This window comes from Streptomyces sp. Je 1-332, assembly GCF_040730185.1.
Lineage (GTDB): Bacteria > Actinomycetota > Actinomycetes > Streptomycetales > Streptomycetaceae > Streptomyces.
On record NZ_CP160402.1, the window covers coordinates 4698201 to 4717605 of the forward strand.

Annotated in this window: 14 protein-coding genes; 11 read left to right on the forward strand and 3 right to left on the reverse strand. The window is 68.8% G+C overall.

The annotated features are described in order from the left end of the window. Positions 1-4 precede the first annotated feature (4 nt). The 8 genes from nuoH (at position 5) to recQ (ending at position 10469) form a co-directional block, all read left to right on the forward strand. On the forward strand, positions 5-1375 hold the full coding sequence (nuoH, locus tag ABXJ52_RS21355; RefSeq protein ID WP_367049161.1) for an NADH-quinone oxidoreductase subunit NuoH: 1371 nt from the start codon (positions 5-7) through the stop codon (positions 1373-1375). Then, positions 1368-2039, forward strand: a complete 672-nt coding sequence (nuoI, locus tag ABXJ52_RS21360; RefSeq protein ID WP_367044230.1) for an NADH-quinone oxidoreductase subunit NuoI — start codon at positions 1368-1370, stop codon at positions 2037-2039. The genes nuoH and nuoI overlap by 8 nt, the downstream gene beginning before the upstream one ends. Beyond that, positions 2036-2851, forward strand: a complete 816-nt coding sequence (locus ABXJ52_RS21365) for an NADH-quinone oxidoreductase subunit J (RefSeq protein WP_367044231.1) — start codon at positions 2036-2038, stop codon at positions 2849-2851. The genes nuoI and ABXJ52_RS21365 overlap by 4 nt, the downstream gene beginning before the upstream one ends. Further along, the gene (gene nuoK / locus ABXJ52_RS21370; RefSeq protein WP_363311139.1) at positions 2848-3147 is read left to right on the forward strand and encodes an NADH-quinone oxidoreductase subunit NuoK; all 300 of its coding nucleotides are present in this window, start codon (positions 2848-2850) and stop codon (positions 3145-3147) included. Before ABXJ52_RS21365 ends, nuoK begins: the two co-directional genes overlap by 4 nt. 14 nt (positions 3148-3161) lie before the next feature. After that, on the forward strand, positions 3162-5057 hold the full coding sequence (gene nuoL, locus ABXJ52_RS21375) for an NADH-quinone oxidoreductase subunit L (RefSeq protein WP_367044232.1): 1896 nt from the start codon (positions 3162-3164) through the stop codon (positions 5055-5057). A gap of 5 nt (positions 5058-5062) precedes the next feature. Continuing rightward, entirely contained in the window at positions 5063-6634 is a 1572-nt protein-coding gene (locus ABXJ52_RS21380; protein ID WP_367044233.1) for an NADH-quinone oxidoreductase subunit M, read from the forward strand. Beyond that, positions 6631-8295, forward strand: a complete 1665-nt coding sequence (gene nuoN, locus ABXJ52_RS21385; RefSeq protein WP_367044234.1) for an NADH-quinone oxidoreductase subunit NuoN — start codon at positions 6631-6633, stop codon at positions 8293-8295. Before ABXJ52_RS21380 ends, nuoN begins: the two co-directional genes overlap by 4 nt. A gap of 179 nt (positions 8296-8474) precedes the next feature. Continuing rightward, the gene (gene recQ, locus ABXJ52_RS21390; protein WP_367044235.1) at positions 8475-10469 is read left to right on the forward strand and encodes a DNA helicase RecQ; all 1995 of its coding nucleotides are present in this window, start codon (positions 8475-8477) and stop codon (positions 10467-10469) included. Positions 10470-10588: 119 nt separating this feature from the next. On the opposite strand, the gene fahA is transcribed toward recQ, so the two are convergent. Continuing rightward, positions 10589-11881, reverse strand: coding sequence for a fumarylacetoacetase (gene fahA, locus ABXJ52_RS21395; RefSeq protein WP_367044236.1), 1293 nt, complete (start codon positions 11879-11881; stop codon positions 10589-10591). 188 nt (positions 11882-12069) lie between these two features. Between fahA and ABXJ52_RS21400 the strand changes: the two genes are divergently transcribed. From ABXJ52_RS21400 to ABXJ52_RS21410, 3 genes are all read left to right on the forward strand, one after another. Continuing rightward, positions 12070-13332 (forward strand): ATP-grasp domain-containing protein, encoded by a 1263-nt coding sequence (locus tag ABXJ52_RS21400; protein ID WP_367044237.1) that lies wholly within the window; start codon positions 12070-12072, stop codon positions 13330-13332. A gap of 80 nt (positions 13333-13412) precedes the next feature. Continuing rightward, positions 13413-14615, forward strand: coding sequence for an FAD-dependent oxidoreductase (locus ABXJ52_RS21405; protein ID WP_367044239.1), 1203 nt, complete (start codon positions 13413-13415; stop codon positions 14613-14615). Between the two features lie 272 nt (positions 14616-14887). Then, positions 14888-15703, forward strand: a complete 816-nt coding sequence (locus ABXJ52_RS21410) for an HAD family hydrolase (protein ID WP_367044240.1) — start codon at positions 14888-14890, stop codon at positions 15701-15703. A gap of 15 nt (positions 15704-15718) precedes the next feature. Here the strand turns inward: ABXJ52_RS21410 and ABXJ52_RS21415 are convergent, their stop codons facing one another. Both ABXJ52_RS21415 and ABXJ52_RS21420 read right to left on the reverse strand, forming a co-directional pair. Then, a complete protein-coding gene (locus ABXJ52_RS21415; protein WP_367044241.1) occupies positions 15719-17707 on the reverse strand; it encodes a CocE/NonD family hydrolase in 1989 nt (662 codons plus the stop codon). Between the two features lie 55 nt (positions 17708-17762). Then, on the reverse strand, positions 17763-19268 hold the full coding sequence (locus tag ABXJ52_RS21420; RefSeq protein ID WP_367049163.1) for a peptide MFS transporter: 1506 nt from the start codon (positions 19266-19268) through the stop codon (positions 17763-17765). Positions 19269-19405 lie beyond the last annotated feature (137 nt).

The following is a 19405-nucleotide window of genomic DNA, read 5'->3' on the forward strand; positions in this document are numbered from 1 at the left end:
CCACATGGTGCCGCTTGCGGCGGAAGACCTGTCCATGTTCGGCCGTGACCCGTGGTGGCTCGTCGCCGTCAAGGCGGTGTTCTGCTTCGCGTTCCTGATGGTGACGGTGCTCTTCTCCATCGTGTGGGAGCGCAAGGTCGTCGCCTGGATGCAGCTGCGCATCGGACCGAACCGGCACGGCCCCTGGGGCATGCTGCAGTCCCTCGCGGACGGCATCAAGCTGATGCTCAAGGAAGACGTGATCGTCAAGCGCGCGGACAAGGTGGTGTACATCCTCGCGCCGATCGTCGCGGCCATCCCGGCCTTCATGGCGATCGCGGTGATCCCCTTCGGTCCCGCGGGCAACGAGATCTCGATCTTCGGCCAGCGCACGACGATGCAGCTCACCGACCTGCCGATCGCGATGCTCTACATCCTCGCGGTCGCCTCGGTCGGCATCTACGGCATCGTCCTCGCGGGCTGGAGCTCCGGCTCCACCTATCCGCTGCTCGGCGGCCTTCGCTCCTGCGCGCAGATGATCTCGTACGAGATCGCGATGGGCGCCGCGTTCGCCTCGGTGTTCCTCTACTCCGGGTCGATGTCGACCTCGGCGATCGTGGAGGCGCAGGCGGACCGTTGGTACATCCTGCTGCTGCCGGTGTCCTTCCTGATCTACATCGTGACGATGATCGGCGAGACCAACCGCGCCCCCTTCGACATGCCGGAGTCCGAGGGCGACCTCGTCGGTGGCTTCAACACCGAGTACTCGTCGATCAAGTTCGCGCTGTTCATGCTTGCCGAGTACGTCAACATGGTCACCGTCTCGGCGGTCTCGGTCACCCTCTTCCTGGGCGGCTGGCGGGCCCCGTATCCCATCAGCACGTTCTGGGAGGGCGCGAACCACGGCTGGTGGCCGATGCTCTGGTTCGTGATCAAGGTCCAGCTGCTGCTGTTCTTCTTCATCTGGCTGCGCGGCACGCTGCCCCGCGTCCGCTACGACCAGCTGATGAAGCTCGGCTGGAAGGTCCTGATCCCGGTCTCGGTCGTCTGGCTGATGCTCGTGGCGACGGTCAGGGCGATGCGGAACGAGGAGTACGACTTCACCTCGATCGCGCTCTATGTAGGCGGCGGAGTCATCGCGCTCCTGTTGCTCTCCGTCGTCGTCGACATCTTCCGCGACAAGCGCGAGAAGGAAGCGGCGGCATCCGAGAGCGAGGAGCCCACCGCCTTCGACCCGATGGCGGGCGGATTCCCCGTCCCGCCGCTGCCCGGACAGAGCCTGCCGCCCGTACCGCGACGACGCTCGCGCCAGGAGCGGGAGCTGATTGTCAGTGGTGGGCCGGATACTCAAAGTGACGGAACCCGAAGTGACGGAAAGGAGGCGTCCGATGGCTGAGCCGAAGAAAGAGTCACACCAGTCGCAGCACGAGTCGAACCAATCGAAGCAGGGGTTCCAGAACCCCGTCGCAGGCTTCGGCGTGACCTTCAAGGCCATGTTCAAGAAGCGGCTGACCGAGCAGTATCCGGAGCAGGAGAAGACCACCGCTCCCCGCTTCCACGGCAGGCACCAGCTCAACCGCCATCCGGACGGCCTGGAGAAGTGCATCGGCTGCGAGCTCTGCGCCTGGGCCTGCCCCGCCGACGCGATCTACGTGGAGGGCGCGGACAACACCGAGGAGGAGCGCTACTCCCCGGGCGAGCGGTACGGCCGCGTCTACCAGATCAACTACGCCCGCTGCATCCTGTGCGGTCTGTGCATCGAGGCGTGCCCCACGCGCGCGTTGACGATGACGAACGACTTCGAGCTGGCCGACAGCAGCCGCGAAAGCCTCATCTACACCAAGGAGCAGCTGCTCGCGGGCCTGGAGGAAGGCATGGTCGAGTCACCGCACTCGATCTTCCCCGGCACGGACGAGCAGGACTACTACCGCGGCCTGGTGACGGAGGCCGCGCCCGGCACGGTTCCCCAAGTGGCCCTCTCCAAGGGGGAGACGCCCCAGGAGGCCGCCTCCACCTTCGGGGAAGACGAGCCCGCGTCGGGGAAGGTGATCAACCGATGACGCAGCTCGCCGCCTACACCACCTCCACCGGTGAGGCCGTCCAGTTCTGGGTGCTCGGCACGGTCGCCGTGATCGGCGCCCTGTGCACGATCCTCATGAAGAAGGCCGTGCACAGCGCGCTCTGTCTCGCCGGAACCATGATCATCCTGGCGGTCTTCTACCTCGCCAACGGGGCGTACTTCCTGGGCGTCGTCCAGGTCGTCGTCTACACGGGCGCGATCATGATGCTCTTCCTCTTCGTGGTCATGCTCGTCGGTGTCACCGCCGCCGACTCCCTGAAGGAGACCATCAAGGGGCAGCGCTGGCTGGCCGGCCTCTGTGGCTTCGGCTTCGCGATCCTGCTCTTCGGGGGCATCGGGAACGCCTCGGTGAACGAGTTCGCGGGAATGGGCAAGGCGAACGCCGGCGGCAACGTGGAGGGTCTCGCCGAGAGCATCTTCACGAAGTACGTCTTCGCGTTCGAGATCACCGGCGCGCTGCTCATCACCGCCACCGTCGGCGCGATGGTGCTCACCCACCGCGAGCGCACGGAGCGCGCCAAGACGCAGCGCGAGATGTCCGAGGAGCGCGTGCGCGGCAAGCACCTGCCGCCGCTGCCCGCCCCCGGTGTCTACGCCCGGCACAACGCCGTGGACATCGCGGGACTGCTCCCCGACGGCACCCCCTCGGAGCTCACGGTCAACAAGACGCTGCGTGAGCGCGGCCAGATCCGCGATGTCTCGGACGAGGCACTCGACGATCTGCGAGCCCTCGAACAGCGCTCCACGGAGCGCCTCGAGCGGTCGCCCAAGTCCGAGGAGGCGTCGAAGTGAGTCCGGTCAACTACCTGTATCTCGCGGCGCTGTTGTTCTCGATCGGCGCCACCGGTGTGCTGATCAGGCGGAACGCGATCGTGGTGTTCATGTGTATCGAGCTGATGCTCAACGCGTGCAACCTCGCCTTTGTCGCCTTCTCCCGGCTGCACGGCAATCTCGACGGCCAGATCATCGCGTTCTTCACGATGGTCGTCGCCGCGGCGGAAGTCGTGGTCGGCCTCGCGATCATCGTGTCGCTGTTCCGCTCCCGTCACTCGGCCTCGGTCGACGACGCCAGCCTGATGAAGCTGTAAGGGGTCGCTGAAAAGTGGAGAACCTGATCGCGCTGCTCGTAGCGGCGCCTCTGCTCGGAGCGGCCGTACTGCTGTGCGGCGGGCGGCGGTTGGACCGCGTGGGCCACTGGCTCGGCACGCTGCTCGCGGCCGCGTCCTTCGTCGTCGGCGTCGTGCTCTTCGCCGACATGCTGGGCAAGGGCGCCGACGAGCGCTCCCTGTCGCAGCACCTGTTCAGCTGGATCCCCGTGGAGGGTTTCCAGGCGGACGTCGCCTTCCAGCTCGACCAGCTGTCGATGACGTTCGTCATGCTGATCACCGGTGTGGGCACCCTGATCCACATCTACTCCATCGGGTACATGGAGCACGACGAGCGGCGGCGCCGCTTCTTCGGCTATCTGAACCTGTTCCTCGCGGCGATGCTCATCCTGGTCCTCGCCGACAACTACCTCCTCCTGTACGTCGGATGGGAGGGCGTCGGCCTCGCCTCGTACCTCCTGATCGGCTTCTGGCAGCACAAGCCCAGCGCGGCCACCGCCGCGAAGAAGGCCTTCCTGGTCAACAGGGTCGGCGACATGGGCCTTTCGATCGCCATCATGCTGATGTTCACCACCTTCGGGACGTTCGCCTTCGGGCCTGTCCTGGAGGCCACGGGTGAGACGTCGGAGGGCAAGCTGACGGCCATCGGCCTGATGCTCCTTCTCGCGGCGTGCGGCAAGTCGGCCCAGGTGCCGCTGCAGTCGTGGCTCGGCGACGCGATGGAGGGCCCGACCCCGGTCTCGGCCCTCATCCACGCGGCGACGATGGTGACCGCGGGCGTGTACTTGATCGTCCGCTCCGGCGCGATCTTCAACGGCGCCCCGGACGCGCAGCTCGTCGTCACCATCGTGGGCGCGGTCACGCTGCTCTTCGGTGCGATCGTCGGTTGCGCGAAGGACGACATCAAGAAGGCGCTCGCCGGATCGACGATGTCCCAGATCGGGTACATGATCCTGGCCGCGGGCCTCGGCCCCATCGGCTACGTCTTCGCGATCATGCACCTGGTGACGCACGGCTTCTTCAAGGCCGGGCTCTTCCTCGGGGCCGGTTCGGTCATGCACGGCATGAACGACGAGGTCGACATGAGGAAGTACGGCGGCCTCAGGAAGTACATGCCGGTCACCTTCGTGACGTTCGGGCTCGGCTATCTGGCGATCATCGGCTTCCCGGGCCTGTCCGGATTCTTCTCCAAGGACAAGATCATCGAGGCGGCGTTCGCCAAGGGCGGCACGGAGGGCTGGATCCTCGGCTCGGTCGCGCTGCTCGGCGCCGCGATCACCGCGTTCTACATGACACGCGTAATGATCATGACGTTCTTCGGTGAGAAGCGCTGGCAGCCCGATGCGGAGGGCCACGAACCGCACCCGCACGAGTCGCCCAGGTCCATGACGATCCCGATGATCGTGCTCGCCTTCGGGTCGGTCTTCGCGGGTGGGTTCTTCAGCATCGGCGACCGCTTCATCCACTGGCTCGAGCCGGTCACCCAGCACGAACACGGCCACTCTCCGCTGAGCGCCGCCACGGTGACGGGCGCCACCATGGTGGTCCTGCTCATCGGTGTGGGGCTCGCCTACGTCCAGTACGGCCGCCGGCCCGTCCCGGTCGCCGCCCCGCGCGGTTCGCTGCTCACCCGGGCGGCCCGGCGCGATCTCCTCCAGGACGACTTCAACCACGTCGTCCTGGTCCGCGGCGGGGAGCACCTCACCCGCTCCCTGGTCTACGTCGATCACACCCTGGTCGACGGTGTCGTCAACGGCTCGGCGGCCTCGGTCGGCGGGTTCTCCGGACGGCTGCGCAAGATGCAGAACGGCTATGCCCGCTCCTACGCGGTCTCGATGTTCGGCGGCGTTGCGGTACTCATCGCCGCGACCCTGCTGATGAGGGCGGTCTGATACCGATGTCCTTTCCTCTCCTGACAGCGACGGCGGCTCTGCCCGCGATCGGGGCGATCGCCACGGCGGCCGTCCCGGCCGCCCGGCGTACCGCCGCCAAGTGGCTCGCGCTGCTCGTGTCGCTCGCCACGCTCGCGCTCGCCGTGACCGTACTGGTGCGCTTCGACCCCGACGGGGCCCGCTATCAACTCACCGAGTCACGCTCGTGGATCGCGGAATTCGGGGTGCGGTACGAGCTCGGGGTGGACGGCATCGGTGTCGCCCTCATCGCGCTCACCGCACTCCTGATGCCCTTCATCATCCTGGCGGGCTGGCACGACGCCGACCCTCTGGAGACGAAGTCCTCGCGCTGGCGGCCGACCCAGGGCTTCTTCGCCCTGATCCTCGCCGTCGAGGCGATGGTGATCCTCTCCTTCGAGGCCACCGACGTCTTCCTCTTCTACATCTTCTTCGAAGCCATGCTCATCCCGATGTACTTCCTCATCGGCGGCTTCGGGGACCGAGCCCACGCGGGCACGGACGAGAACGCCTCGGCCCAACGCTCGTACGCGGCCGTGAAGTTCCTCCTCTACAACCTGGTCGGCGGCCTCATCATGCTGGCCGCGGTCATCGGGCTCTACGTGGTGGCGGGGAACTTCTCGCTCCAGGAGATCACCGAGGCACGGGCCAACGGCACGCTGGAGATGGCCACGAGCACCGAACGGTGGCTGTTCCTCGGCTTCTTCTTCGCCTTCGCGGTGAAGGCGCCGCTGTGGCCGCTGCACACCTGGCTGCCGAACGCGATGGGCGAGTCCACGGCCCCGGTCGCGGTCCTGATCACGGCAGTGGTCGACAAGGTCGGCACGTTCGCGATGCTGCGCTTCTGCCTCGGACTCTTCCCCGAGGCGAGCAAGTGGGCGACACCGGTCATCCTGGTGCTCGCGCTGATCAGCATCATCTACGGCGCGCTGCTCGCCGTCGGTCAGCGCGACATCAAACGCCTGGTGGCGTACGCGTCGATCTCGCACTTCGGGTTCATCATTCTCGGCATCTTCGCGATGACCTCGCAGGGCCAGTCCGGCGCGACGCTCTACATGGTCAACCACGGCATCTCGACCGCCGCCCTGATGCTGGTGGCCGGCTTCCTGATCTCGCGGCGCGGCTCGCGGCTCATCGCGGACTACGGAGGGGTGCAGAAGGTCGCACCGGTGCTCGCCGGAACTTTCCTGATCGGCGGTCTCGCGACGCTCTCGCTGCCGGGGCTCGCGCCGTTCGTGAGTGAGTTCCTGGTCCTGGTCGGCGCGTTCGCGCGCTATCCGGTGGTCGGGATCATCGCCACCATCGGCATCGTGCTCGCCGCGCTCTACACCCTCGTCCTCTACCAGCGGACGATGACGGGCCCGGTGAAGCCGGAGGTCTCGGCCATGCCGGACCTGCGGGCGCGTGAACTCCTTGTCGTCGCCCCGCTGATCGCGCTCCTGATCGGCCTCGGTGTCTACCCGAAGCCGCTCACCGACCTGGTGAATCCGGCGGTCAAGCACACCATGTCCGACGTACAGCAGAAGGACCCGAAGCCCGACGTGGAGGCGGCCAAGTGAGCGCATCAGCCGTCCACAGCCTGTGGACAATGGCGTCGGCCGCGGCGCCGCAGGACCAGATCGACAAGATCGACACTCCCACGATCGAGTACGGGCAGCTGTCACCGACGTTGATCGTCATCGGCGCGGCGGTCCTCGGGATCCTCATCGAGGCCTTCGTGCCGCGCAAATCCCGTTACTACGCGCAGGTGTTCGTGGCGGTCGTCGCCCTCACCGCGGCCTTCGCCGCGGTCGTCGGGCTCGCCGCCACCGGGTACGGCACGACGAAGGCGCACATCGCGGCCATGGGCGCCATCGCGGTCGACGGACCGGCGCTCTTCCTGCAGGGCACGATCCTTCTCGCGGGCCTCGTCGCGATCTTCACCTTCGCGGAGCGGCGGCTCGACCCGGTGGCACACGGCAAGCGCGTGGACTCGTTCGCCGCGCAGGCCGGAGCGACGCCGGGCAGTGAAGGCGAACAGGCCGCCACGAAGGCCGGGTTCACCACCACCGAGGTGTTCCCGCTGGCGCTCTTCGCGATCGGCGGCATGCTCGTCTTCCCGTCGGCGAACGACCTCCTGACGCTCTTCATCGCCCTCGAGGTCTTCTCGCTGCCGCTCTACCTCCTGTGCGCGCTCGCCCGCCGCAAGCGCCTGATGTCGCAGGAAGCCGCCGTCAAGTACTTCCTGCTCGGTTCGTTCTCCTCGGCGTTCCTGCTCTTCGGGATCGCCCTGCTCTACGGGTACGCGGGCTCGGTGTCGTACGGCACGATCGCGAAGGTCATCGACGGCAGCGTCCAGGAGGTCAACCCCGCGCTCGCCGACACCATGGGCAACGACGCGCTGCTCCTGATCGGCGCCGCGATGATCGTCATGGGTCTGCTCTTCAAGGTCGGCGCGGTGCCGTTCCACATGTGGACCCCGGACGTGTACGAGGGTGCGCCCACGCCGGTCACCGGCTTCATGGCCGCGGCGACGAAGGTGGCCGCCTTCGGCGCGCTGCTCCGGCTCCTCTACGTGGTCCTGCCGGGGCTTCGCTGGGACTGGCGGCCCGTGATGTGGGGCGTAGTGATCCTCACGATGCTGGCCGGCGCGATCGTCGCGATCACGCAGACCGACATCAAGCGGCTGCTCGCGTACTCCTCGATCGCCCACGCGGGCTTCATCCTCGCCGGTGTCATCGCCATGAACCCGGACGGCATCTCGTCGGTCCTCTTCTACCTGGGGGCCTACTCCTTCGTGACGATCGGCGCGTTCGCCGTGGTCACGCTGGTGCGGGACGCGGGCGGCGAGGCCACGCACCTGTCGAAGTGGGCGGGGCTCGGCCGGCGCTCGCCGCTGGTCGCCGCGGTCTTCGCGGTGTTCCTGCTCGCCTTCGCCGGCATTCCGCTGACCTCCGGGTTCTCCGGGAAGTTCGCGGTGTTCAAAGCGGCGGCGGAGGGCGGCGCGGGCGCGCTGGTCGTGGTCGGTGTGATCTCGTCCGCGATCGCCGCGTTCTTCTACATCCGCGTGATCGTGCTCATGTTCTTCAGCGAGCCGAAGGCGGACGGCCCGACCGTCGCCGTGCCCTCGCCGCTGACGATGACGGCGATCGGCGTGGGCGTCGCGGTGACGCTGGTGCTCGGCGTGGCCCCGCAGTACTTCCTGGATCTGGCGAACCAGGCGGGGGTCTTCGTCCGGTAGCCGTTTCGCACGCCGGTCCGCATATCTGTTCCACTCGCCGCCGCCCGGCACCCCGTCCGACAGGGGTGCCGGGCGGCGGCCTGTGGATAACTTCCTGAGGTGTCGGTGCGGAGCCCTATCGTGGAGTCTGTGGTCGAAGCGCGACGCACGGGGGCAGGGCGATGGATGGGATCGATGGCATGAGCGAGGTGACCGTACCGAGCGCGGTGACGGAGAGCGGCGTGGTGGCGGACAGCGGCGCCGTGGCGGTGAGTGACGCGCTGCGGACGCTGCACCGCGTCTTCGGGTATGACGCGTTCCGCGGCGAGCAGGAAGCGATCATCGAGCACGTGGTCGCGGGCGGGGACTCCGTCGTGCTGATGCCCACCGGCGGCGGCAAGTCGCTCTGCTATCAGATCCCGGCCCTGGTGCGCCCCGGCACCGGCGTCGTGATCTCCCCGCTCATCGCGCTCATGCAGGACCAGGTGGACGCGCTGCGGGCACTCGGCGTGCGGGCCGGGTTCATCAACTCCACGCAGGACTTCGACGAGCGGCGTGTGATGGAGGCCGAATTCCTGGCGGGAGAGCTCGATGTCCTGTATCTGGCGCCGGAGCGGCTGCGCCTGGAGGGGACGCTCGATCTGCTCTCCCGCGCGAAGATCTCCGTCTTCGCGATCGATGAGGCGCACTGCGTGGCGCAGTGGGGCCACGACTTCCGCCCCGACTATCTGGCGCTCTCCCTGCTCGGCCAGCGCTGGCCCGATGTGCCGCGGATCGCGCTGACGGCGACGGCGACCCACGCCACCCACCGGGAGATCACCGAGCGGCTCGGCATGCCGGACGCCAAGCACTTCGTGGCGAGCTTCGACCGGCCCAACATCCAGTACCGCATCGTGCCGAAGGCCGAGCCGAAGAAGCAGCTCCTGTCCTTCCTCAAGGAGGAGCACGAGGGCGACGCGGGAATCGTCTACTGCCTCTCGCGCAATTCCGTCGAGAAGACCGCCGAGTTCCTGTGCCGCAACGGCATCGAGGCCGTGCCGTACCACGCGGGCCTGGACGGCGGGACGCGCGCCGCCCACCAGTCCCGCTTCCTGCGCGAGGAGGGCCTGGTCGTCTGCGCCACGATCGCCTTCGGCATGGGCATCGACAAGCCGGACGTCCGTTTCGTCGCCCACCTCGACCTGCCGAAGTCGGTCGAGGGGTACTACCAGGAGACGGGCCGCGCGGGCCGCGACGGCCTGCCCTCCACGGCCTGGATGGCGTACGGCCTCCAGGACGTCGTCCAGCAGCGGAAGATGATCCAGGGCAGCGAGGGCGACGAGGCGTTCCGCCGCCGGGCGGCCTCGCATCTGGACTCCATGCTGGCGCTGTGCGAGACGGCCCAGTGCCGCAGGGCCCAGCTCCTCACGTACTTCGGCCAGGACGCCGCGGCGGAGTCCTGCGGGAACTGCGACACGTGCCTCGCACCCCCGGAGACCTGGGACGGCACGGTGCCGGCCCAGAAGGTGCTCTCCACGATCGTGCGGCTCCAGCGCGAGCGCGGGCAGAAGTTCGGCGCGGGGCAGATCATCGACATCCTGCTCGGCAAGAAGACCGCGAAGGTCATCCAGTTCGACCACGACCAGCTTTCGGTCTTCGGCATCGGCGAGGAGCTCGCGGAAGCCGAATGGCGTGGCGTGGTGCGGCAGTTGCTCGCACAGGGGCTGCTCGCCGTCGAGGGGGAGTACGGCACGTTGGTCCTGACCGAGGAGAGCGGTTCAGTCCTCGGCCGGGAGCGGGAGGTGCGGTTGCGCAAGGAGCCGAAGCGGCCCGCCGCCGCGAAGGCTCCGAAGGGAGAGCGGAAGGCGAAAGCCGCGGCGGCCGTCGCCGAGCTGCCCCAGGAAGCGGTGCCGGTGTTCGAGGCACTGCGGGCATGGCGCGGCGCACAGGCCAAGGAGCTGGGCCTCCCGGCGTACGTGATCTTCCACGACGCCACGCTGCGGGAGATCGCCACGCTGCGGCCCACGTCCCTGTCGGAACTGGGCGGCATCAGCGGCCTCGGCGAGAAGAAGCTGGCGACGTACGGGGAGGGGGTGCTGGGGGTCTTGGCGGAGCTGGGCGGCGCGGCTGCTCCGGCGCCGACGGGGGCTCTGGTGCCCTCGCAGGCCCCGGAGCCCCCGGAGGAGGACTGGCCGGAGCCGCCGGAGGACTTCTAGAGGCGCGGTCGGCAGGGCCCCGTAAGGGGCGCGGGGAACTGCGCGCTCAGCCACGACGGCGCAGCAGTCGTACACGGCGCAGGGGACCGGGGATGGCTACACCCCCGGTCTGCACAACCTCAGCGGCTGGAGGCGACCCTGCCAGAAACCTCTCCGAGGCCCACCCGGGTCCCGTCCGGCCCGGGGGCCCACGCCGAGAGGGTCACCTCATCACCGTCCTCCAGGAACGTCCGCTTCCCGTCCGGAAGGACAAGAGCGTCGCGGCCGTTCCAGGTGATCTCGATCAGAGAGCCGTACTGCCCCTCGGAGGGCCCGCTCACGGTGCCCGAGCCGTACAGGTCGCCCGTGCGCAGGGACGCGCCGTTCGCCGTCATGTGCGCCAGCTGCTGGGCTGCCGTCCAGTAGACGGTGGAGAAGGGCGGCTCGGAGATGACGTGGCCGTTCAGGGTCACGGTGATGCGCAGGTCGTAGCCGCCGGGCTCGTCGGCGACGGACTCCGCCGAGTCGTCCAGGTAGGGGAGGAGTTCATGCGTGCGCTCCGGAGGGGCGACCCGCGCCGCGTCCAGGGCCTCGAGGGGGGTGATCCACGCCGAGACCGAGGTGCAGAAGGACTTGCCGAGGAACGGCCCGAGCGGCACGTACTCCCAGGCCTGGATGTCGCGCGCCGACCAGTCGTTGAGGAGGGTCAGCCCGAAGACGTGCTCCCGGAAGTCCGCGAGCGGCACCGGGGAGCCAAGATCCGACGGCGTGCCCACGACGAAACCGACCTCGGCCTCGATGTCGAGGCGGACGGAGGGCCCGAAGACCGGGGCCGTCTCCGCGGGAGCCTTGCGCTGCCCCGACGGGCGTACCACCTCGGTCCCGGAGACCACAACGGTGCCCGACCGGCCGTGGTAACCAATGGGGAGGTGCTTCCAGTTGGGGGTCAGCGGGGACGGCGCGTCCGGGCGGAAGATCTGCCCCAGGTGGGTCGCGTGGTGCTCGGAGGCATAGAAGTCCACGTAGTCCGCGACCTCGAAGGGGAGGTGCAGCGTGACCTCGGACAGCGGGTACAGCAGGGGGCGCACGACCTCGCGGTGCGCCGGGATCGTCACCCACGCGGTGAGCGCGCGCCGCACGTCGGACCACGCCGTGCGGCCCGCGGCGAGCAGCGGGTTGAGCGTGGGCCTGGCGAGCAGCGAGACATAGGGCGAGCCGAGCGCCGCGGCGGCTGCGCCGGCGTCGAGGACGTGATCGCCGAGCCGTACGCCGACCCGGCGTTCCGCGGCGGCCGAGCCGCCGGCCAGGGAGAACACGCCGTACGGGAGATTGTGCGGCCCGAAGGGATCGCCCTCCGCGAGAGCGAAGGGGTCGCCTACGGAGTGGGCGGAAGGGTCGCTCCCGGCCGGATCGAGCGGGGTGTGCTCGGACATGCGTACCTGCCTCGCTTTCCATATGGGTGTGCCACACGTTACGTGGGAACCTTCGGTTGGGGCAGTGTCTAAAGAGTTCGCAATGTCCGGATAAACCTTGCTGGAGTGGTCAGTTCCGGCTTAGCGTCTTTTGGGGGGACGCGGACGGGGTGGGTCCGGGTCATACGGAGGGACACGTGGGGGGACCCGTGGCCAAGAGGAACGACGACGTGCCCTTCGCGATCGACCGTGAGGTGCCCGGCCTGATCGTGAAGTTCGGGAACTATCCGCTGCACCACGGCGGCGTGGGCGCGATCCGCAGCCTCGGGCGGCTCGGCGTGCCCATGTACGCGATCACCGAGGACCGTTACACACCAGCGGCCGCCTCGCGCCATCTCACCGGCGCCTTTCCCTGGCCGACCACCGGGACCGAACAGCCGGAGCGGCTCGTGGAAGGGATGCTGCGCCTCGCGCGCCGCATCGGCAGACCCACGGTCCTGATCCCGACGGACGAGGAAGCGGCCGTCCTCATCGCCGAGCACCAGGAGCCGCTGAGCGGTGCGGGGTTCCTCTTCCCGCGCGTGGAGCCGGAGTTGCCCCGCCGCCTCGCCAGCAAGCAGGGCCTGCACGAGCTGTGCGTGGAGCACGGCATCGTCTCGCCCGCCGCGTCGTTCCCCGAGAGCTACGGGGACATCAGGGAATTCGCCGCGACCGCGGTCTTCCCGGTGGTCGCCAAGAACCGCGAGGCGTTCACGCGCCGCTCCCGGCCCGCGGTGAACGGGACGACGCGCATAGAGACCCGGGAGGGCCTGCTCGGCCTCGCCCGCGACTGGGGCGAGCGGCCCGGGGTGATACTCCAGGAGTATCTGCCGCGGGAGCAGGCCGAGGACTGGATCGTGCACGCGTACTTCGACGCGAACTCCGCGCCGTGCGCGATGTTCACGGGCGTCAAGGTGCGCTCCTGGCCGCCGCACGCGGGGATGACGGCGAACGCGTACGTCGTCGACAATCCGGAACTCGCGGACCTCGCCGCACGTTTCATCAAACAGATCGGCTTCACCGGCGTCATCGACCTCGACCTGCGCTTCGACCGGCGTGACGGTCAGTACAAACTGCTCGACTTCAACCCCCGTATGGGTGCGCAGTTCCGGCTCTTCGAGAGCGAGTCCGGGATCGATGTGGTCCGCGCCATGCATCTGCACCTGACGGGGCGCCCGGTTCCCAAAGGGGAACAGCGCGCCGGACATCGCTACGTCGTCGAGAACATCGACCTGCCCGCCCTCCTCGCCTACCGCCGCAGTGGATACACGACACCGCACGCGCCCCCGCACGCGAGCGGTACGGAACTGGCGTGGCTCGCGGCGGACGACATGAAGCCGTTCTTCACGATGCTCGCGCGTTTCGTGCGGCCCGGGGCGAAGCATCTCTATCAACTGTGGCGGACTAACCGCCGCGGCAGCAGCACCAGTTAGTACCGCTCCACCAGGTAGTACAGCTCCACCACGAAGTAGGAACACGCGGCAAGTGACGTGACGTCCTGGGGAGGGACTTCGTGATCCATCCAGTAGCAGTGATCGGGGCGGGGCCGTTCGGCCTGTCCACCGCGGCCCATCTGCGGGCCCGAGGCATTCCGGTGCGCGTCTTCGGCGACCCGATGGTGAGTTGGCGGGCCAACATGCCCGCCGGCATGCTCCTGAAATCGACCCCCGTGGCCTCGAACATCGACGCGCCGCAGCGCGGCCACACCCTCGTCGACTACTGCGACGCGGCAGGCATCCCGCGTCTGGTGACCGACGAGGACATCATCCCGATCGAGACCTTCGTGTCGTACGGCCGATGGTTCCAGGAGAAGCTCGTGCCCGACCTGGAGCAGGTGCGGGTGGTGTCGGTGGACCGCAAGGGCACGGCGGGCTTCGACCTGAAACTGGACTCCGGCGAGCTGTTCACGGCCCGCGCCGTGGTGGTCGCCACCGGCCTCTCGGGCCTCGCGCAGCTGCCGCCCGCGCTCGCCGCGGCTGCACCCGACGGGCCGTCCCCCACAGGGCCCGTCTCACACAGCTCGCAGCACAGCGATCTGTCGCGGTTGGCGGGGCGCGAGTTGATCGTGGTCGGCGCGGGGCAGTCGGCCCTGGAGACGGCCGCGCTCGCCGCCGAAGCCGGCGCGACCGTACGGGTGGTGGCGCGCGGCAAGGGCTCGGTGGCCTTCGGGGCGCCTCCGTGGAGCCAGCCGAAGCTGCGCCCCGAGTCGCCGTTCGGCCGCGCCTGGTCGCTCTACGCCATCAGCTACTACCCCCACCCCTACCGCTATCTCCCCCCGCAGGCACGCCACTTCCTGGTCCGCCGCATCCTGGGCCCGCTGGGCGCGTGGTGGCTGCGTGAGCGCTTCGAGGGCAAGGTCGAGAAGCGCGAGGTCCGCCGCATCGTGTCGGCGGACATCCGGGACGGCAGCCCCACCCTGCGCCTCGAAACCCTGGGCGGCCGCATCCGGGACCTCTCCGCCGACCACGTCATAGCGGCGACGGGCTACCGCGTGGACATCGCCGCGATGGACTTCCTCGGCCCCGCCCTCCGCGCCCGCCTGGCAGCAAGCCGAGGCACACCGAAACTGGGCGCGGGCTACGTCTCATCGATCCCGGGCCTGTACTTCACGGGCCTCCCGGCGGCGGCGTCGTACGGCCCGGTGATGCGCTTCGTATGCGGCACGGAGTTCGCGTCGCCACGGTTGGCGGGGCATTTGGCGCGGGCGCACGGCTGAGGCGTCACGTCCTTGCCGAGGAAGTCCGCCATCGCGCGGCGTACCCAGCCTGCGGTCGTACTCCAGCCTGGTGTCGCTCAGGGGTGCGAGGAACTCGTGCGGCACCGCTTCTCCCGGGGGCGTCGGGCGGGTAAGTGCCGTCCCGGGGGCAGGGTTTGGCGACACGTCCAAGTGAATCCTTCGAGCGCCGGTTGTGCGACCAGCGCACTCCGCTCGTCACAGCTCTTGTGACGTTGCTTTCGGCATCGCCCGGGATCCGTATTCTCTGGATCATGGCTGCACCCCTCGCATATTCACTCATCGCCACTGACCTGGACGGAACGCTGCTGCGCGGCGACGACACCGTCTCCGACCGGTCGTTGGCCGTGCTGGCGGCGACAGCCGCGGCGGGGGCGCGCCACCTGGTGGTGACCGGGCGGCCCGCGCCGCGCGTGAAGCCGCTCCTCGACGATCTGGGGGGCGGCGGACTCGCCGTCTGCGGGCAGGGGGCGCAGTTGTACGACTCCGGGGCCGACCGCATGGTCTGGTCCGTGACGCTCGACCGCGAGCTCGCCGAAGCCGCGCTCGGGAAGATCGAGGCGGAGGTCGGGCAGGTCTACGCCGCCGTCGACCAGGACGGCGTGGACGGGCTCACCCTCATCGAGCCCGGGTATCTGATGCCGCATCCCACCCTGCCCGCCGTCCGCGTGCGCAGGCGTGACGACCTGTGGACCGAGCCCATCAGCAAGGTGCTCCTGCGCCATCCCGAGCTGACCGACGACGAGTTGGCCGCCGTCGCCCGCGATGCCGTCGGGCCCCTCGCCACCGTCACCATGTCCGGCCCCGGCACCGTCGAACTCCAGCCGCGCGGGGTGACCAAGGCGACTGGCCTCGCCCTCGCCGCCGAACGGCTCGGGATGACGGCTGAGGACACCCTTGCCTTCGGCGACATGCCCAATGACGTGCCGATGTTCGTGTGGGCGGCCCGCGGGGTCGCCATGGCCAACGCCCACCCCGACCTCAAGTCGGCTGCCGACGAGGTGACTTCGTCGAATGAGGACGACGGGGTGGCCGTGGTACTCGAACGGCTTCTCGTAGCGGGAAAGTAGCGGCGGAGTAGCCCCCTAGCCCGCCGTACGTGGAATGCGCTTCTCCCACGTCCTGTGGAACACCACCTCGTCGCCGTCCTTGCACACCACCTCGTTCGAGGTGATGAAGTCTGTCGCGTCGCACGTGATCTCGGAGCGGGAATTGATCGACGCGTCCCACGCCATCTCCGGCCGGTGCAGGCGGATCGTCCAGTCGGAGCGGGTGCGGGCGCTGAGGGGGTCGCTCTCGTTGATCGTGTACGTCTCCACCGCGTCCTCGGTGAACTCGAGACCGTCCGGGTAGACCCGCGTACCGCCGTAGCGCGGGTCCACCTCCAGGCGCCATTCGCCCTTGGCCACATCGCGTACGACCAGGCGCTCGGGGCGCGGTTCGTCGAACGTCGCCGGGTAGACCACCTCCAGCGGCTCCGATTGCTCGGGAGCCTGGAAAGTGATCGCGGTGTCCAAGCCGCCCTCCCTGACGGGGAGTTCCAGCGCGCTGCCCGCCGGATCCAGGACGAAGCCCGCCGAATCCGCCTGCGGCCAGATCCACGGCCAGTACGCGGACGACACCGCGAGCCTGATCTTGTGGCCGGGCGGGAACGTGTGGCCGATCGCGTTCAGTTCGAAGGTGACGTCCTCCGTCCCGCCCACCGGCCACGGGTCCACCCGGTCCCGGCCGTTGCGCGAGGAGAGGTTCAGGACACCCCGCGTCACGAGAGTCGACGAACCGTCCGGGGCCACGTCACACACCCGCGCGATCGCCTGGCCGGACGGGGTGTCCATGGTCAGGCGCAGCTTCACCTTGGGGCGGCCCAGGATGCGTACGGCCGAGGGGACCTCGAACTCGAAGCACGCCGACTTCGCGTCCTCGTCCCGCTGGTCCGGCGGCAGGTCCGCGTCGTTGCCGAACGGGAAGTAGCGCCCCGCGTCCAGGCCCGTGTGCTGCGGGGAGTTGACGATCAGCGGGGCGCCCTGGAGGGCGTACGCGGTCGGGGTGACGTTCGGGGACGGCCAGGAGGGGTCGCCGACCCAGCCGCCCGGCAGCTGGGCGTACACCGTCGCCGGCGGGTGGGATTCACTGATCCAGGAGCGCAGCTTCGGCTCGGACATCACGTCGTTGTCGATGCCCTTCAGGTGGTGGTCCCACCACCTCAGTGTCTCCTGCAGGAAGCCGATCGCCGGGCCCGGCGGAAGCCCCCGGTCCGGGTACTGGTGAGACCACGGGCCGATCAACCCCCGTACGTCTCCCGGCAGATGCTCGACCAGGCGCAGGACCGTGTCCCGGTAGGGGTCGTGGAAGCCGCCCACCGCGAGCACCGCCGCGTTGATCGCCGAGTAGTCCTCGCAGACGCTGCCGTGGCGCCAGTAGTCGTCACGCGTCTGGTGGTCGAGCCAGGTGTGGATGAAGGGTTCGACGGCTTCGAGGCGGTTCTCCCACATCTCGCGCCAGCGGTCGCCGACGAAGAGCGGGTCAGGCGGGCGGGAGACGAAGGCCAGCATCGTGGCCGCCCACGCGTGCATGTCCACCGCGAGGACGGAACCACCCATGTAGTGCACGTCGTTGTCATAGCGGTCGTCCGCGGAGCAGACCGTGATGACCGCCTTGAGCGGCTCGGGCGCGAGGGCCGCGATCTGGAGGGAGTTGAAGCCGCCCCAGGAGATGCCGAACATGCCGACCTTGCCGGAGCACCAGGGCTGCTCGGCGAGCCAGTTGACGACCTCGACCCCGTCGGCCAGCTCGACCGGGGAGTACTCGTCGGTCGGCATGCCCTCCGAGTTGCCGTGCCCCCGCACGTCCACGCGCACGGAGGCGTAGCCGTGGCCCGCGTACCAGGGGTGGCGCTGGAAGTCGCGCGGCGCCGTCCAGTCGCTCAGGCGGTAGGGGAGGTACTCGAGGAGCGCGGGGACGGGTTCGTCGGTCACCGGGCGCCAGATGCGCGCGTACAGCTTGGTCCCGTCCGGGAGGGGTACCTGGACGTCCTCGCGGGTCGTCTCGTACGGGAAGGATGAGCGAATCTGCATGGGGGGAACCTCAGCGTCCTCTGTGGCCTCTGTGGCCAATGTGTCCTATGTGTCCTCAGTGGACGGGGTGCATGGTGCGCCGCAGCCACGGGGCGAGCAGGATGACGGCGACACCGGCGGCCACCGCGATCGCGCCGTTCACGCCGAAGTACGCCGGGTTGGAGACCTCTCCGTACAACTTCACGACCTGCGCCTGGATGCCGTTGGCGAGGGCGAGCGAGAGGAACCAGAGGGCCATGGTCTGGCTGGCGAAGGCCTGCGGGGCGAGCTTCGTCGTGGCGGACATGCCGGAGGTCTCCACGAGGATGTCGCCGAGACCGAGCAGCAGGTACGAGCCGACGATCCACCAGACCGCCATCTTGTACGTGTCGTCGCCGTGGCCGGAGGTGGGGAGCACCATCAGCAGGAAGGACAGGCCGCCCAGGATCACGCCGAACGCGATCTTGTTGGAGGCGTGCGGCTGGCTGTGGCCCATCCGGGCCCAGACCGCGGCGACGACAGGGGCGAGCGCGACCTCGAAGGCGCCGAGCGCGGAGGCGTACCAGCTGGCGGGGAAGGTGAAGCCGAAGATCGCGGTCTCGGCGTTCGTCGACGCGAGCAGGATCATCGTCGAGTACGCCTGGAAGAGGATGAAGTTGAAGACGACCGAGGCGAGGAAGAGCACCACGTACGGCCTGAGGCGGCCGCGCTCCTCGGAGGTCACCCGTGGGCTGCGGAACATGACCACGAAGTAGACGATGGGCGCGATCACCGAGATGACGGTGAGCAGGTCGACGAAGCGGTCCATCGTCAGCCAGCCGACGGCGGCGAGCACACCCGCGAGGGCGGCGAACACGAGGATGCCCACGACGATCAGGACGACCGCGCGGCGCATGGCGTCCTTGGGCAGCGCGAATTCCGCCGATGCCTTGCGTCCGGCGAGGTGACGACGGCCGAAGACGTACTGGATCAGGCCGAAGGTCATGCCGATCGCCGCCGCGGAGAAGCCCCAGTGCCAGCCCTTGTGGTCGCCGAGCCAGCCGGTGATCAGCGGTCCCGCGAAGGCGCCGATGTTGATGCCCATGTAGTACAGCGCGAAGCCCGCGTCCCTGCGGTCGTCGTCGGTGCGGTAGAGCTTGCCGACCATCGAGGCGACGTTCGGCTTGAGCAGGCCGGTGCCCGCGCTGATCAGGCCGAGCCCGACCCAGGTCATCGTCGCCGTCGGCACGGCCATCGAGTAGTGGCCGCAGGCGATGAGGATGCCGCCCCACAGGACCGCGCGGTACGAGCCGAGGATGCGGTCGGCGAGCCAGCCGCCGGCCACCGAGACGAGATAGACGAGCGTTCCGTACGCCGCCGAGACCGAGGCGGCGGTTCCGGAACTCATGCCCATTCCGTCGTTCGCGACGGAGTCCGCGAAGTACAGGACGAGGATGGCCTGCATGCCGAGGAACGAGAAACGCTCCCAGACCTCGAGACCCGACAGGGTGAGCAGCCCGCGCGGCTGCCCGAAGAAGGCGTGGTCGTCCCCGGGCGGCGGCTCCGTCGGCGGCTCCGCGGGCGGTTCGGTGTCGGGCTCGATGCGGGACAAAGGTTCTGCTCCCGGTGGTTCTGGGGCGTATCAGCTGATCAAGAACATACCGGTGGTCACCGCGTGCCGCCTGGGCGGCATTGCACAGGCGGGTGCCCACTGTGATCGAAAGGCGACCGGATACGCTG